Raw genomic sequence first — 14427 nt, 5'->3', positions numbered from 1 at the left:
CTCATTAGGACAAATACGTTAGTTACGCTGACTCGACAGTAAAGAAGAGCCCCAGTTAACCACATCGTTAAAGCTCTGCTCAGACCATTCCTTCATCAACAGAAACTCGGGAATCAACTGGGAGTCCTTCCACCACTGATCATCTTCTACCCCCATCAACAGGGAGGGCAGTAATATTAATACAGCCAAAACTACGATTAAGCCGCGCGCAGTTCCGAACATCATACCGAGCAAGCGATCAGTACCGCTTAGCCCAGTTCGTTTTACCATGATGGCAATTATGTGGGTGACTAAACTGCCCAGCACTAACGCTATGATAAACACGAGAATATAAGCAAGAATCTCGCGTAGGTATATTTTGTCGACTAGCGATTCGAGTAATGTGACCGCTTGAGGGTGAAAGGCAACCGCAACAAAAAATGCGACTGCCCAGCTCAGTAATGACAGCGCCTCTTTTACAAAGCCCCGAATGAGACTGATCAGCGCCGAAGCCGAAATAACAGCAATAATAGCCCAATCAGCCCAGTTAAACGTGCTCAGCACCGTAATCGGCTCCAGCAGAAATTCAAGACGCGAATTCTAACAAGCCCAGCGCTATAGCCCAAGTAAGATTTTGTATTGATTAAGCTCACAGCGTGATAATTTCTCATATTGATAAAAAATTTGATGCTAAAACGGGGTTTAAGCAAGCCAAGCACGGTAAACCGGTGTACCCACAGCTCAGCATAAAACCAAGCGCATTGTTAGCTTAGATTCGGCTTAGGGCTCAAATCGATTCACAATAGATTTCACATTAAAACGTCGGTTTATCGCAGCCTGCTGAGACACCGCTTTTTCATTACTGATCACAGGTCCAACCAATACGCGATAAAGTGGTTTACCATTGCGTGAGATCTCATCTATAAAGGCTTTGTAACCGGCACTCTGAAGAGACTTTTTCAAACCGTCTGCGTTCGACTGACTACCAAACACGCCAACCTGAACCACCCATGCTGGAGGCAGGCCATTTGAATCTATTTTTTTGGCGGTAGGCTCTGGCTTTTTTGTCTGAGAGACTTTTGGTTTCGGGCTTGATACCGGTGCCTTACTTTTTGGGCGATCCAGTGCATCGGGGATATTCCCCGCCTGAGCCTTAACAGCAGAGCCCGTTAAGTTTTTATCTTCATCTGCAACAACTAAATTTGGCTGCGCTGGGACTATTTCTGCATCAGCAGACATCACCCCGCTAGGTTTTTGCGGCGGAGTATTAATAATCGGATCAACTAAGGGCGCATCAGGAATCTGTGTCTCTCTATCCACCTTATAGGCAGCTGGTCCGGTAAACAATAACGACCAAAGAATAACGCCGCCACACAACAGCACTAAAGCACCTACCAACCGTTGTCTCATCATAATTCAGACTCCCCCACTGAGATTTGCTCTGCGCAGAGCAGTTCATCTATTTCTGTCACTGCCGCAGCCACAGTGAAAAAAGAACCAAACACAACGAGGCGATCTCCTTTGGACAAACGGGATAACTCCTCATCTAAACTTTCTTTAAACGTACTTGCCGTCGAACTCGACCCTACACCCTGCACCTGTAGTGCCGCCAAAATGTCATCAGGCGTAGCTGCACGGTCATTATCAGCCAATGGCGCGATATTCCAATGACTAAAACAAGGCTTTAATGTACTTATCATTTCCGCCAAGTCCTTATCGGCCATGACCGCAAATAGGCACTCTGTCTTACCCTCAACAGGAAACTTTGTAAGGTGTTCCCTAAGAATTACGACTGACGCTGGATTGTGTGCCACATCCAATAGTACATCTATTCCTCTGAACTCAATATGTTGACACCGGCCAGCAAGACTAACGGTACTCAAACCTTGCTTTATTGCTTGTTCAGAAATTGGCAGACCAACATATTGCAGTGCTTGCAACACCGTTGCGGCATTATCTATGAGTACAGCGGGATACGGTAAATTTTCATAGCACATTGTAGCGCCACTGGCAGAGCGTCCGCGCCACTGCCAAGCAGACTCAGCCTCAGTGATGTTAAAATCACCCCCTCTGAATACCAATGACGCACCAACTTCTTTTCCGTAAGCACGTATAGATGCTGGTGGCTGCGCATCGCCAATAACCGCCATTTTCTGCGCTCTAAAAATACCGGCCTTTTCACGACCAATCACGTCTCTGTCAGCACCCAGCCACGCCTCATGATCGACGGCTATTGAACTGATAATGGCCACATCCGCATCTATAATATTTACCGCGTCTAAACGCCCGCCAAGCCCTACTTCCAATACCACAATATCGACCGAACGCTGCATAAAAATCAGCAATGCCGCCAATGTGCCAAATTCAAAATAAGTTAGTGAGATATCACCACGTGCGCTATCGATAGCAGCAAATGCTCGACACAAGGACTCATCGTCTACATAACGACCATCTATCGCAATTCGCTCATTGTATTTATTTAAATGGGGTGAGGTATATGCGCCAACTTGATAGCCTTCTGCGGCATATATAGCGGCCAATAAAGCCGTACAGGAGCCTTTACCATTGGTACCGGCAACGGTAACCACCGGCATACTTAGGTCTATATCTATGCGTCGAGCAACAGCCGAAATTCGTTCAAGCCCGAGTTCAATGTTGCGTGGATGCTGGCATTCCATCCAACGCAACCAATCATCGAGCTGTTCAAACCTCATAAACTAGGTTTAATGCTGATAGTGCATCAAACTGCCCAACACCCTTGAAAGCGTATCGCGCATATCGGCTCGCCTAACGATCATATCAATGGCGCCATGGGCCAATAAAAATTCGCTACGCTGAAAGCCAGGTGGTAATTTTTGACGTATGGTTTGCTCAATGATATTCGGACCTGCAAAGCCAGCGCGAGCACCAGGCTCTGCAACGTTGATATCACCGAGCAACGCCAAACTTGCTGATACACCACCGTAAATTGGATCGGTCATAACAGAAACATACGGCACACTATTTTGCTTTAAGCGTTCTAATACCGCGCTAGTTTTCGCCATTTGCATCAAAGAAATTAATGCTTCTTGCATGCGCGCACCACCGGAGGCGGAAAAACATATAAGCGGGCAGCGCTCTTTTAACGCAACATTAGCCGCCTGAGTAAATTTTTCACCCACCGCAGAGCCCATGGAACCGCCATGAAAATTAAATTCAAAGGCAACCACAACAACCGGTAGTTCTTTAACTGTGCCTTTATAAGCAATTAGCGCATCTTTCTCACCGGTGGATTTTTGCGCCGCGGTTAAACGATCGCGGTATTTTTTCTTATCCTTAAACTTCAGTCTATCAACTGGCTCGATATCGCTTAAAATTTCTTCGCGCCCCACTTCGTCCAAAAACAACGCCACACGACGACGGGCACCAATACGCATATGGTGGTCACATTTAGGACAAACGTCTTGATTACTCTCTAGCTCAGGGCGATAAAGCACCGCTTCACATTTAACACACTTCTTCCAAAGACCTTCGGGCACGACACCTTTTGCACCGCGACGTCCTTCAGAATCTACCCGTCGAACTCCCGAGGGAAGAATCTTATCTACCCAGCTCATAATCTATTCCTGTAGTCATTATTACTAAATTTATCGTATGCGCATCAATATAATAAGCGCACCACTTTACCTGATAATCTCACTAATGAGCAGTGGCGGTGTCAACATTGCAAGCGAATGCACCTTGGATATCAGGCGTCTAATGCCGACCTAATTTCACCGATTAAGTCAGCAGCTTCTGTTATCCGCTCAGCATTCGTCAATGAAGAACTCCCGCCAACGAGCCGTTCGATTAATGCACTACCCACTACGACCCCCTCGCAGAGCGGGGCCAATGCAGCGGCTGAAACGCCGTCTTTTATGCCAAAACCTACCGTTACAGGCAACTTAGTCTTAGCTTTAATACCCGCTAATTTTTCAGAAACGGCATCAATATCTAAATGACCCGCTCCGGTCACCCCATTAAGAGAAACACAGTACAAATAACCGCTAGCAACAGACACAATCTTCTTAATTCGTTCGTCACTACTTGTTGGTGCTAATAAGAAAATATTGTCGATGCCCGCAGCTCGCAATATCTCCGTGGGCCGCTCAGCCTCTTCCGGTGGCATATCGACTGTTAATAGACCATCAACACCTGCCGATGCCGCACGGTCTGCAAAAACTTGATAACCCATTCTTTCAATAGGATTGGCATAACCCATAAGCACGATCGGTGTAGACTGATCAGCCTCGCGAAACTCAGCAACCAATTCAAGCACCATAGACAAGGTCACTTTATTCGCTAATGCCCTCTCATGCGCCAGCTGAATCACCGGCCCCTCTGCCATTGGGTCTGAAAATGGGACACCAATTTCCAGAATATCAGCACCTTGACGCACCAACTCATGCATTAATGGTACCGTTATCGCCAGTTCTGGATCGCCACCAACAATGTACGGCACCAGAGCCTTGCGACCATCTTTCTCTAATTTTGCAAATACAGCAGCTAAACGACTCAAAGTACTTCCCCGTTATTCAATGCCAATACCGTCTATAGTAGCGACGGTATGAATGTCTTTATCACCACGGCCTGACAAGTTCACCACAATGCTCTGCTCAGGACTCATGGTTTTTGCCAGTTTCTCTGCGTATGCCACTGCATGCGCTGATTCCAGTGCCGGCATAATGCCCTCAACAAGGGTCAATTTGCGAAACGCCGTCAGCGCCTCATCGTCATTAATCGCAACATAATTGACACGACCAATGTCTTTCAACCATGAGTGCTCTGGGCCAACGCCAGGATAATCTAAACCTGCGGAGACAGAGTGAGTTTCAATAATCTGTCCACCTTCGTCCTGCATTAAATAAGTACGATTGCCATGTAGTATGCCAGGAATACCATCATTCAAGGGTGCAGCATGGCGGCCTGTTTCAACCCCATAGCCACCCGCTTCAACGCCATACATTGCCACCGACTCGTCTTCTAAAAAGGGATGGAATAGGCCTATCGCATTTGAGCCACCACCAACACAGGCTACAAGCGCATCAGGTAATCGCCCATTTTGGCTTAAGCATTGTTCACGCGCTTCACGTCCAATAACAGATTGAAAGTCGCGAACCAACATTGGGTAAGGATGCGGGCCCGCCGCCGTACCAATAATATAAAACGTATCATCTACGTGGGTTACCCAGTGTCGCATAGCCTCATTCATGGCGTCTTTAAGGGTTTTCGAGCCCGATTTAACCGAAACAACCTCTGCACCAAGTAACTTCATGCGGTAAACATTCAATGCTTGACGATGAATATCCTCTTCACCCATAAACACCTGACACGTCATACCCAGCCGCGCGGCAACTGTTGCAGATGCAACTCCGTGCTGACCAGCACCGGTTTCCGCAATCACGTGCTTTTTGCCCATGTACTTAGCGAGTAAGGCTTGGCCAACCGTGTTATTTACTTTGTGGGCACCGGTGTGATTAAGATCTTCACGTTTTAGGTAGATCTGTGCACCACCAACTTCATCAGACCATCGCTTTGCGTGATACAAAGGTGAGGGTCTCCCCACGTAATGAGCCAAATCGTGATCGAACTCGGCTTGGAATTCTGAGTCCGTTCTCAAGCGCTGATAGGCGGCTTCCAATTCATCAAGCGCAAAAATTAGCGTCTCGGAAACAAAACGGCCACCGTAGATATCAAAATGCCCTGAAGCATCTGGGAACTGGCTATAATCTACCTTTCCAACCTTACTACTCACTCACTCCTCCCGTCGATCAGCGTCACTGATCGCTGTAATAAATTCTGTCACTTTCTGAGGGCATTTAATGCCCGGAGCCATCTCAACACCACCACTCACATCTAGCGCATAGGGATGGCAGCTAGAAATAGCCGCTGCTACATTGTCAACACGTAAACCACCTGCCAAGACAATAGGTATATCTAAATCATTGGGAATACGGTGCCAATCAAAAGACTCTCCCGTCCCCCCCGGTACACCGGGCTTGTAACTATCTAATAACAAAGCTCTGGCCGTAGAGTATTCCTCTGCAGCCACATGTAAATCCATACCCTCACGCATCCGCAATGCTTTCATATACGGCATTGTAAAGGAGTGACAAAACTCTGGAGACTCGTCGCCATGAAACTGCAGTATATCGAGGGAACACAAACCAAGAAGCTTACGAATAAACGCAGCGTCTTCATTGACAAATAAACCCACTTTACTCACAAAGGGTGGCAGTGCTGCAATAATCGACTGAGCCTGCTCAACACTCACTGCACGCGGGCTTTTTGAATAGAAAACGAAGCCGAGCGCATCCGCTCCCGCATCGATAGCTGCAATTGCATCTTCAATTCGAGTGATACCACAAATTTTTACGCGAGTTCGAAGCACTTGGATGTACAGCCAGAAAATTAACTGAAACGAATACTAACAAATAAGTACATAATCTGTCTGTATAAGCCGCCGTTAAGGCAGAACAAAATCAGGGCCAATACGAGAAGCCGGTAATTGATAATGCTCAGGGTAAGTAACATCAACCAAATATAAGCCATGGGGTTTTGCAGTAACACCGCCTTGGCTTCTATCACGGCTTGCTAGGACACTTTCCGTCCAGCCCTGTGGCATTTGCCCACTACCCACAGCAATAAGAACGCCGGCAATATTTCTCACCATATGATGCAAGAAAGCATTACCGCCAATATCCAGTACCACATAACGCCCATGACGACTTACGTTTGCAAAGTGGATATTTCGCATTGCGGTTTTCGATTGGCAGGAAGCAGCACGAAACGCACTAAAATCTTGCTCGCCAAGAAGGACTTGCGCCTCGCGATGCATAAGTTCCGCATCGAGCGGCTGATCGACCAAGGTCAAGCCCGTGGCCAAGTGCGCTGAACGTCGAGCCTGATTCAATATAATGTAACGATAGCGGCGGGCCGTTGCAGAAAAGCGAGCATGAAAGTCATTGGGGACAAGTTTTGCCCATTGCACGGCTATATCTTTGGGGAGCTTTGCATTTACACCGGCAACCCAAGCCTTGAGCGAACGCGCAACGGGTGCATCAAAATGCACTAATTGATGGGTGGCATGGACACCTGCATCGGTGCGTCCAGCACAAATAACCGTTACAGCTGTAGCCGCAATTGATGAGATTGCTGCTTCAAGTTCATCTTGGACTGTTGCTACGCGGGGTTTATCTTGGCTTTGCCAACCGCGATAAGCACTGCCTTGATACTCTAAAGCAAGCGCAACCCTAGCGCCCGCCTGCAAGGGCTCATCGACAAACCGATCAAAATTGATTACATCATTGATCACTTATACTCTGCCAACAACCATCAAATATTATTTAGCAAGGTTTGCGCATCATCTTTTTGTTGCAGGTCGCCCTCTTCAAGGACCTCTTCAAGCATTTCACGAGCACCTTCACCATCCCCCATATCGATATAGGCACGGGCAAGATCAAGTTTTGTCGCTACAGATTCAGAATCCACCAGTAATTCAATGCCGTCAGCGTCGTCTTCATCGGCATCAAACTCATCAAATACTAAATCTTCCACCGATATTGCGTCACCGTCGACATCAATAGCTTCAACATCCAAGGCTGACTTGTCGATACTCGGCGCACTCACCACATCACTGGTAACAGCATCAAGGGGGACTTCCGCCTCTAGCGCTGGCACGTCTTCAAAGTCTTCAGCGAGTTCTTCAAGAGAGTCATCTAATTCAATATCTAAATCTAGCACATCGTCAGCTAAGGCCGCGTCTTCGTCGTCCATGCTAGCCATATCAAATTCAGACAAATCAAGATCGAGGTCGTCAGAGTCAGCAGCAACATCAGGTGCAGCAGTGCTTGTTGTAGAGGGCTCAGCAATGTCCATATCAAAATCAGACAAATCGAGTTCCACATCATCTTCACCCTCTTCTATCTCAAGGGGAGCTGATGGAGCAAGGTCGGATGTAGTAGCCTCAAGGCCCTCATCGGGAGTCGTGTTAAACGCCTCACTTTCACCAAGCTCTGATACAGATAAATCTACTTCATCAGCACTGTGCTCATCGAACACAAACTCATCTAAATCAAGCTTACTTTCGTCGACTCCACTTGCATCAATGTCAATTGTATTAATGTCACTTGTATCGACATCAGTGGATTCATCATTAAGCTCGGTTTCAGCAAAGCTCGAATCAGGGAGATCTAAGGCATCTTCGCCATTAAAATTATCTAAGCTTACGCTCTCATCAGAGTCTGAACTAAGTGCCAAGTCTACGTCTAGCTCAGCATCTGAATCACTAACAGAGTCAAGGCCATCAACAGAATCAATATCAGAAAGCGTGAGCTCACTACCTTCATCTACTAATTCGACAAGCTCAATATCTTCATCCTCATCTTCAAAAGTGGGGAGTTCACTGGCCGTCTCGTCAGAAATAAATGAATCAACAGTTGCTTCTTCAGTATTTGGTGTTAATTCCGAATCGCCAAGGCCACCAAAATCAATATCTAACTCATCGTTGGCAACACTATTAAGTTCAAGTCCGGCTTTAGTGTCATCTTGTTCAGCAGCAGGCTCGCCAGCCTCACTTCCAACATCAGTAGTTTGAGAGGTTAAATCTTCGTCCGTGCTACCAAAATCACCCTCAAAATCAAAGTCGAGATCAGCAAGGTCAACATCTAACGCAGCCAAAGTGTCAGATGCTAGGCTGGCATCGTCACTATCTTCATCAGTAAGAGCAATCGTCTCTTCCGAATCATTTATTACATTTTTCTCTGCTTCTACTTCACTAGCGGGTTCATCATCAAGCTCAAAGTCAATATCATCAAGGGTTAGCGCTTCAACATCATCTTCTTCATCAAAATCCAGCTCAATAACATCAGTGTCAACGTCCACTTCATCTTTGTTAAACGGTGTAAGGTTGACTGTATTATCAGCAGCTGGGAGGCTTGCCCCCTCACCTAACCAATGACTAACACCCTCGATAGCCGACATTGATTCTTTAACACGGGCTATTGCTGATTCATCACCTAATGATTGCAAATCCTGATAGGCCGACTCAAAATTCGCTTGATCCCTAGTATCAAGATAGATATCAATCAGTTTAAGACGGAGCTCTGTATCATCAGGAGATTGGGTAATTGCCGTTTTTAACAAGCTAGCGGCTTGATCATACCGGCCATACGCAACGTATATTTCAGCTTCGGCAACCACGTCGCCGGTCTGGGGTAGTACGTCGTCAACTACAGGCTCTTCGTCAGCTACCCCATCATCTAGCCCATCAAAGACAGGATCAACACCCAATACAACATCATCCTGAATCGATGTCTCATCAGGTGTTGTTTCGTCCGTCAAGCTATCAAAATCAAAGTCTTCCGCGCTAAATACGGCTTCGGCATCGCCTTCCTCAGGTATTGAACCACTAAGATGCTCTTCCTCAGAAAGATCCGAGTCACCACCACTCGCGAACATCACAGGGGATTCAAGCGAATCACCAGACATCAAATCTTCATCAAAACCGGCTAAATCGGCATCAGCATTCTCGCTGCGTCGACGAACAAACAACACCAGCAACGCTAATAATGCCAACACAAGACCAACAAGTAGCAAAAAGTTGCTAGCGATCCAGCTTTGTAATGCTTCCAATGGTGTTTTGTCGGCAACTGTATTTTGAGCAACCGCTTTTTTCTCTGGCGTGGCGGTTTTTATCAGATCAGCTGCACCTTCTTTTAGCTGCTCTTTATCAATAGCAGCTGGCGCAGGGTCGGAAGATGGATTTTCAACAAGCGACGTTGACGCTAATGCTTCAGCATCTGAGGCAGCAATCTCATCAGCGCTAAGAAGCTGGGAATCAGATACTGACTGTCCATTTTGAAGCGCAGCCAATTGACTGTTTTTCAGCGAAATCAAACTTTGCAATGTTTGAATTTGCTTTTCCATTTCTACAACGCGCTGCTGCATCGCGCTGTTTTCCAATTTTGCCTTTTCTAAATTTTCTTGCTCAGCACTGACTTGGTCACGCAAGGAGCCGGGTTCATTGTCGGAATCAGTACTACCCGCACTGCCAAGAGAAAATTTCACTGCTTGATCTGGATTGCTGGGCGCGGTATCTGTCTTTGTGGCGGTGGCATCTAACTGCGGTGCCATCGCACCACTAGTAGTATTCGCTGCAGTGCCACCAGTTTGACTTTTAGTTGGCCTGGCGACTTTCTCGCCTCGCCACTCCTTTGCCTGTAGTCTTATTTCCTCCACCGCAGCACTGTGATCTATGGCCCGAACCTCGGCATCTGAAGGTAGACGCAAAATATAACCAGACTTAATCTGGTTTACATTGCCATTCACAAAGGCTTTTGGATTTTTGTTCACCAATGCCAGCATCGTTTGCTGCGTGGTTACATAAGAGCTAGGTTTTAACTTACTTGCAATCCGCCACATTGTGTCATGATGCTGAATCCGGTACTCACTCGGCTTATTTGACGTTGGCAATGATTGCTGATGCTCAATATCTCGTGGGCTTGGCGCAACCCGATCCACAGCACCAATGGCACCGCCTGGTTCACGAAAAGAAGATGGACTAGGTGATGTAACAGAAGGCTTAGCTTGATTTACCGCCGGAATTGATCGACGTGAAGTCGACTGACTAAGTGTTACTTGCGGTGAAGATGTAGTATTGGCGTAATCAGGGAGATCTAATAATACGGTGTATTCACGAATCATTTTACCATTGGGCCAACGAGCCTCAACAATAAAATCAAGGTAGGGCTCAACCACTGAATCCGCGGTTGTGACAATAATCCGTCCACTACCCCCACCAAGTAATTCCACTTCGAACTGTAAGGTCGACAAAAACTGGCTTCGATCAACCCCCGCGTTTTCAAACGCGCCAGCATCCGCCAGTTTTACCCTTATCTGCTCGACACCCAGCTCACCCAAATCTCTAAGCGGTATTTCTGCACGAAAAGGCTGATTCAGTGATGAGTCAAGCGTAAGCTCACCAAGACCGAGCGCACTGACTAAACCGCTGTGCAGGGCACCAACTGTCAGTACCGCTATTGCCAGCCTATTCCGAATCATAATCTCACCGTTTTTGTAATACCGCACGCAGCCAACACCAAAAATTGACTGCGTTACAATAAAGAATCTTCACTGGGCAGAGGCTGCCCATGACAACATCGCGTCATTTCTCTAAACAACATCCATAGATATAAGCTAGATATTGATTTTTATCAAGATTTTAAGCATTGCAATCACGTTTATTACCACACCCTTGCGAAGATTATCACCGACAACCGTGCAGCGGAAGACTGTTTCGTCCTGCCTATCCACACTTAAGCTCGAAATGTCGATTGTTTCATGGTCTTGGAGACTAACCGGTGATGCCTCTTTAATCTCACCTTGCGGGAAAAGACGAAACGCATCATTCTCGATGATACGTTGCTGGAGTAGAGACAAATCCGCACGTTTATGACAGTGGACCTGCATCATGGCCGTGTGACCGTAAAAAACAGGTACAATCATTTCATTCGCAGTGACGGTCACCGCGTTGCTTGGTGAACTCAACGCAGCGGCTAGGCCATGCTCAATTGCAACCACGCTATTTACCGGCCTAGATAGCACATTAAAAGCCACTTGTTGACCAAAACCGGATGCCTCAAGGGACTGCCCATTTAACAAGCGAGCAGTCTCGGCTGCTAAGACCTCAACACCTTGCCGTCCTAAAACTGACACTGGCTGAGCAATGGCGAGATTAACCTTAGAGACTTCGCCCTGCGGTAACAAACGAAGAAATGCAGCCACATGGCTGCTCACCGCATCCGAAATCGCAAATAATCGTGAGTTTGTATCATTAACGAGTTCGCCATGACAAAACATTGCCACGTCACCACGCTGCGCTAGGGTGTCAGTGCAATCGAGAACAACAACACCGGCATCCTCCGCAGCATCAATCACGGCAAAATCATCAAAGCCTTCAGTCAAAAAAACTGCCACATCAATTGCGCTAAAATCTGCCGAGCTGGGCTCACTTACCGCTACAGGCCGCCCACGAAACATCACTGTTTCGCCGTCAGCTCCATTGGCAAACGCCTTAACACGCTCTACACCGAGCTCTGCCTCAGCCAGCGCCGTTAACAGCAGCTCGCCTTCAAGACCACTTGCACCAAAAACCGCAACACATGTGTATGCCATTATTTAATATCGCCTAGTAAAATTCGCAACATACGTCTAAGTGGCTCTGCGGCACCCCAAAGCAATTGATCACCAACGGTAAAGGCAGACAGATATTGACTGCCCATATTCAGTTTGCGCAAGCGCCCAACGGGTACTTGGAGCTTACCGGTGACAGCGGTGGGCGTTAGATTAGCTAGGGTGGCCTCTCGATCATTGGGCACAAGCTGAACCCAATCGTTGGCAGATGCTAGAATATTTTCAATCTCACCAAGATCTACATCTTTGGTAAGTTTGATTGTCAGCGCTTGGCTATGGCATCGCATCGCACCAATACGCACGCAATTTCCATCGATGGCAATTGGTGTTTCGGCTCGACCTAAAATCTTATTTGTCTCAGCCTGCCCTTTCCACTCTTCCCGGCTTTGACCATTTTCGAGCTGAGTGTCTATCCAAGGCAATAAACTCCCCGCCAAAGCATGACCAAAATTATCGGTTGGGAAAGTATCGCTGCGCATGGTCTCTGCCACTTTACGATCTATATCCAAAATATTAGACCGTGGATCCGCCAATTCACTGGCGACGCCATCACGAATGCTGCCCATTTGATTTATCAGCTCACGCATATTCTGCGCGCCAGCACCACTCGCCGCTTGGTAGGTTTGAGCACTAACCCATTCGACTAAACCTTCACGGAATAAACCACCAATGGCCATTAACATCAGGCTGACGGTGCAATTCCCACCGATAAAGTTTTTAACACCACGGCTCAAGCCGTCTTTGATAACATCAAGGTTTACTGGATCTAAAGTGATAATGGCATCATCATCCATACGCAGCGAAGATGCTGCATCTATCCAATATCCATCCCAACCACTGCTACGCAAATCGGGGAATACCGACTTTGTGTAATCTCCGCCCTGACAAGAAATAATAATATCCATTGCTGATAGCTCAGCAATATTATTGGCATCTTTTAGCAATTCGATTTCACGACCAATGGCCGGCCCCTGACCGCCAACATTGGAGGTTGTAAAGAAAATAGGCTCTATGCCATTAAAATCATTTTCTTCAAGCATGCGGCCCATTAATACTGAGCCAACCATTCCGCGCCAACCAACAAAACCTACTTTTTTCATATTCTCTCCCCGTTTCTGGTGAACTGAATTTACGCTGCGGCCAAGGCCGCAATCACGGCATCACCCATTTCTAGAGTTCCAACCAGTGTACTACCCTCAGAATAAATATCTGCAGTTCGGAAACCTTGGTCTAGAACGGTACTGACTGCATCTTCAATACTTTGTGCTGCAGCCGCTTCATCTAGGGAATAACGCAACATCATCGCCACTGACAAAATAGTCGCCAAAGGATTCGCTTTATTTTGACCGGCAATATCCGGAGCCGAACCATGACAAGGCTCGTACATTCCGCGACCATTAACATCCAAAGAGGCGGACGGCAGCATGCCGATGGACCCCGTCAACATTGCCGCCGCATCCGACAAGATATCGCCAAACATATTTCCGGTAACCACAACATCAAATTGCTTAGGTGCGCGAACCAACTGCATGGCCGCATTATCAACATACATATGACTCAATTCTACATCGGGATAATCTTTGGCCATTTCCTCAACCACTTCACGCCACAACATAGTCACTTCAAGCACGTTCGCTTTATCTACCGAACAAAGACGGCCGCCACGTTTCTGAGCTAGCTCAAAGGCCACCTTTGCGATCCGGCGAATTTGCGACTCATTGTAGACGTAGGTGTTGTAACCTTCGCGCTCGCCATTTTCTAACTCACGAATACCGCGAGGCTGTCCAAAGTAAATGCCGCCAGTCAACTCACGAACAATGAGAATATCCAAGCCCGCTACGATATCCGCCTTCAGCGAAGACGCATCGGCCAATTGCGGATATAAAATCGCTGGCCGCAAATTACCGAATAGATCTAAACGCTTACGAATTTCTAATAAGCCAGCTTTTTCAGGGCGTTCGGCCACGGGGAGCTTATCCCACTTAGGACCACCCACCGCACCAAGTAAGATCGCGTCAGCCTTTTCGCAAATAGCAAAAGTTTCATCTGGCAGCGCTGTACCGAACGCGTCGATAGCCGAACCACCAACTAAGGCATGCTGGAGTACTAGACCCAAGTTTTTAGATTGATTCACCCACTCTAGAACTTTGGCGGCTTCTGCCATAATTTCTAGCCCGATACCGTCTCCGGCTAGCACTGCAATATTTCGTTGTTGAGACTCTGTCACACTCATATCCT

At 47.2% G+C, this 14427-nt stretch carries 12 protein-coding genes; all 12 read right to left on the bottom strand.

What is annotated here, in order from left to right; genetic code table 11:
* Nucleotides 1-18: 18 nt before the first annotated feature.
* On the bottom strand, nucleotides 19-543 hold the full coding sequence (locus AELLOGFF_RS07105; RefSeq protein WP_159268033.1) for a CvpA family protein: 525 nt from the start codon (nucleotides 541-543) through the stop codon (nucleotides 19-21).
* Between the two features lie 216 nt (nucleotides 544-759).
* Nucleotides 760-1392 (bottom strand): SPOR domain-containing protein, encoded by a 633-nt coding sequence (locus tag AELLOGFF_RS07100; protein WP_159268031.1) that lies wholly within the window; start codon nucleotides 1390-1392, stop codon nucleotides 760-762.
* Entirely contained in the window at nucleotides 1389-2693 is a 1305-nt protein-coding gene (gene folC, locus AELLOGFF_RS07095; RefSeq protein ID WP_159268029.1) for a bifunctional tetrahydrofolate synthase/dihydrofolate synthase, read from the bottom strand. Before folC ends, AELLOGFF_RS07100 begins: the two co-directional genes overlap by 4 nt.
* Nucleotides 2694-2702: 9 nt before the next feature.
* Nucleotides 2703-3575 (bottom strand): acetyl-CoA carboxylase, carboxyltransferase subunit beta, encoded by an 873-nt coding sequence (gene accD / locus AELLOGFF_RS07090; RefSeq protein ID WP_159268027.1) that lies wholly within the window; start codon nucleotides 3573-3575, stop codon nucleotides 2703-2705.
* A gap of 131 nt (nucleotides 3576-3706) precedes the next feature.
* Nucleotides 3707-4516 carry a tryptophan synthase subunit alpha gene (trpA, locus tag AELLOGFF_RS07085; RefSeq protein ID WP_159268026.1) on the bottom strand — a complete coding sequence of 270 codons (810 nt, stop codon included), beginning with the start codon at nucleotides 4514-4516 and terminating at the stop codon, nucleotides 3707-3709.
* Between the two features lie 12 nt (nucleotides 4517-4528).
* Nucleotides 4529-5752, bottom strand: a complete 1224-nt coding sequence (trpB, locus tag AELLOGFF_RS07080; protein WP_159268024.1) for a tryptophan synthase subunit beta — start codon at nucleotides 5750-5752, stop codon at nucleotides 4529-4531.
* Entirely contained in the window at nucleotides 5753-6388 is a 636-nt protein-coding gene (locus tag AELLOGFF_RS07075; RefSeq protein WP_159268022.1) for a phosphoribosylanthranilate isomerase, read from the bottom strand. It abuts the gene before it with no gap.
* A 75-nt stretch (nucleotides 6389-6463) separates the two neighbouring features.
* Complete coding sequence (gene truA, locus AELLOGFF_RS07070; RefSeq protein WP_327785476.1) at nucleotides 6464-7312, bottom strand: tRNA pseudouridine(38-40) synthase TruA; 849 nt, start codon at nucleotides 7310-7312, stop codon at nucleotides 6464-6466.
* A 20-nt stretch (nucleotides 7313-7332) separates the two neighbouring features.
* Complete coding sequence (locus AELLOGFF_RS07065; RefSeq protein WP_159268020.1) at nucleotides 7333-11058, bottom strand: FimV/HubP family polar landmark protein; 3726 nt, start codon at nucleotides 11056-11058, stop codon at nucleotides 7333-7335.
* Between the two features lie 135 nt (nucleotides 11059-11193).
* Nucleotides 11194-12171, bottom strand: a complete 978-nt coding sequence (locus AELLOGFF_RS07060; protein ID WP_159268017.1) for an Asd/ArgC dimerization domain-containing protein — start codon at nucleotides 12169-12171, stop codon at nucleotides 11194-11196.
* Nucleotides 12171-13289, bottom strand: a complete 1119-nt coding sequence (gene asd / locus AELLOGFF_RS07055) for an aspartate-semialdehyde dehydrogenase (protein WP_159268016.1) — start codon at nucleotides 13287-13289, stop codon at nucleotides 12171-12173. The genes AELLOGFF_RS07060 and asd overlap by 1 nt, the downstream gene beginning before the upstream one ends.
* Before the next feature lie 29 nt (nucleotides 13290-13318).
* On the bottom strand, nucleotides 13319-14416 hold the full coding sequence (gene leuB / locus AELLOGFF_RS07050; RefSeq protein ID WP_268818548.1) for a 3-isopropylmalate dehydrogenase: 1098 nt from the start codon (nucleotides 14414-14416) through the stop codon (nucleotides 13319-13321).
* Nucleotides 14417-14427: the final 11 nt, after the last annotated feature.

Source organism: Zhongshania aliphaticivorans, assembly GCF_902705875.1.
Lineage (GTDB): Bacteria > Pseudomonadota > Gammaproteobacteria > Pseudomonadales > Spongiibacteraceae > Spongiibacter > Spongiibacter aliphaticivorans_A.
The sequence above is the reverse complement of the archived record's forward strand: the minus strand, read 5'-3'. Positions and strand labels throughout refer to the sequence as shown.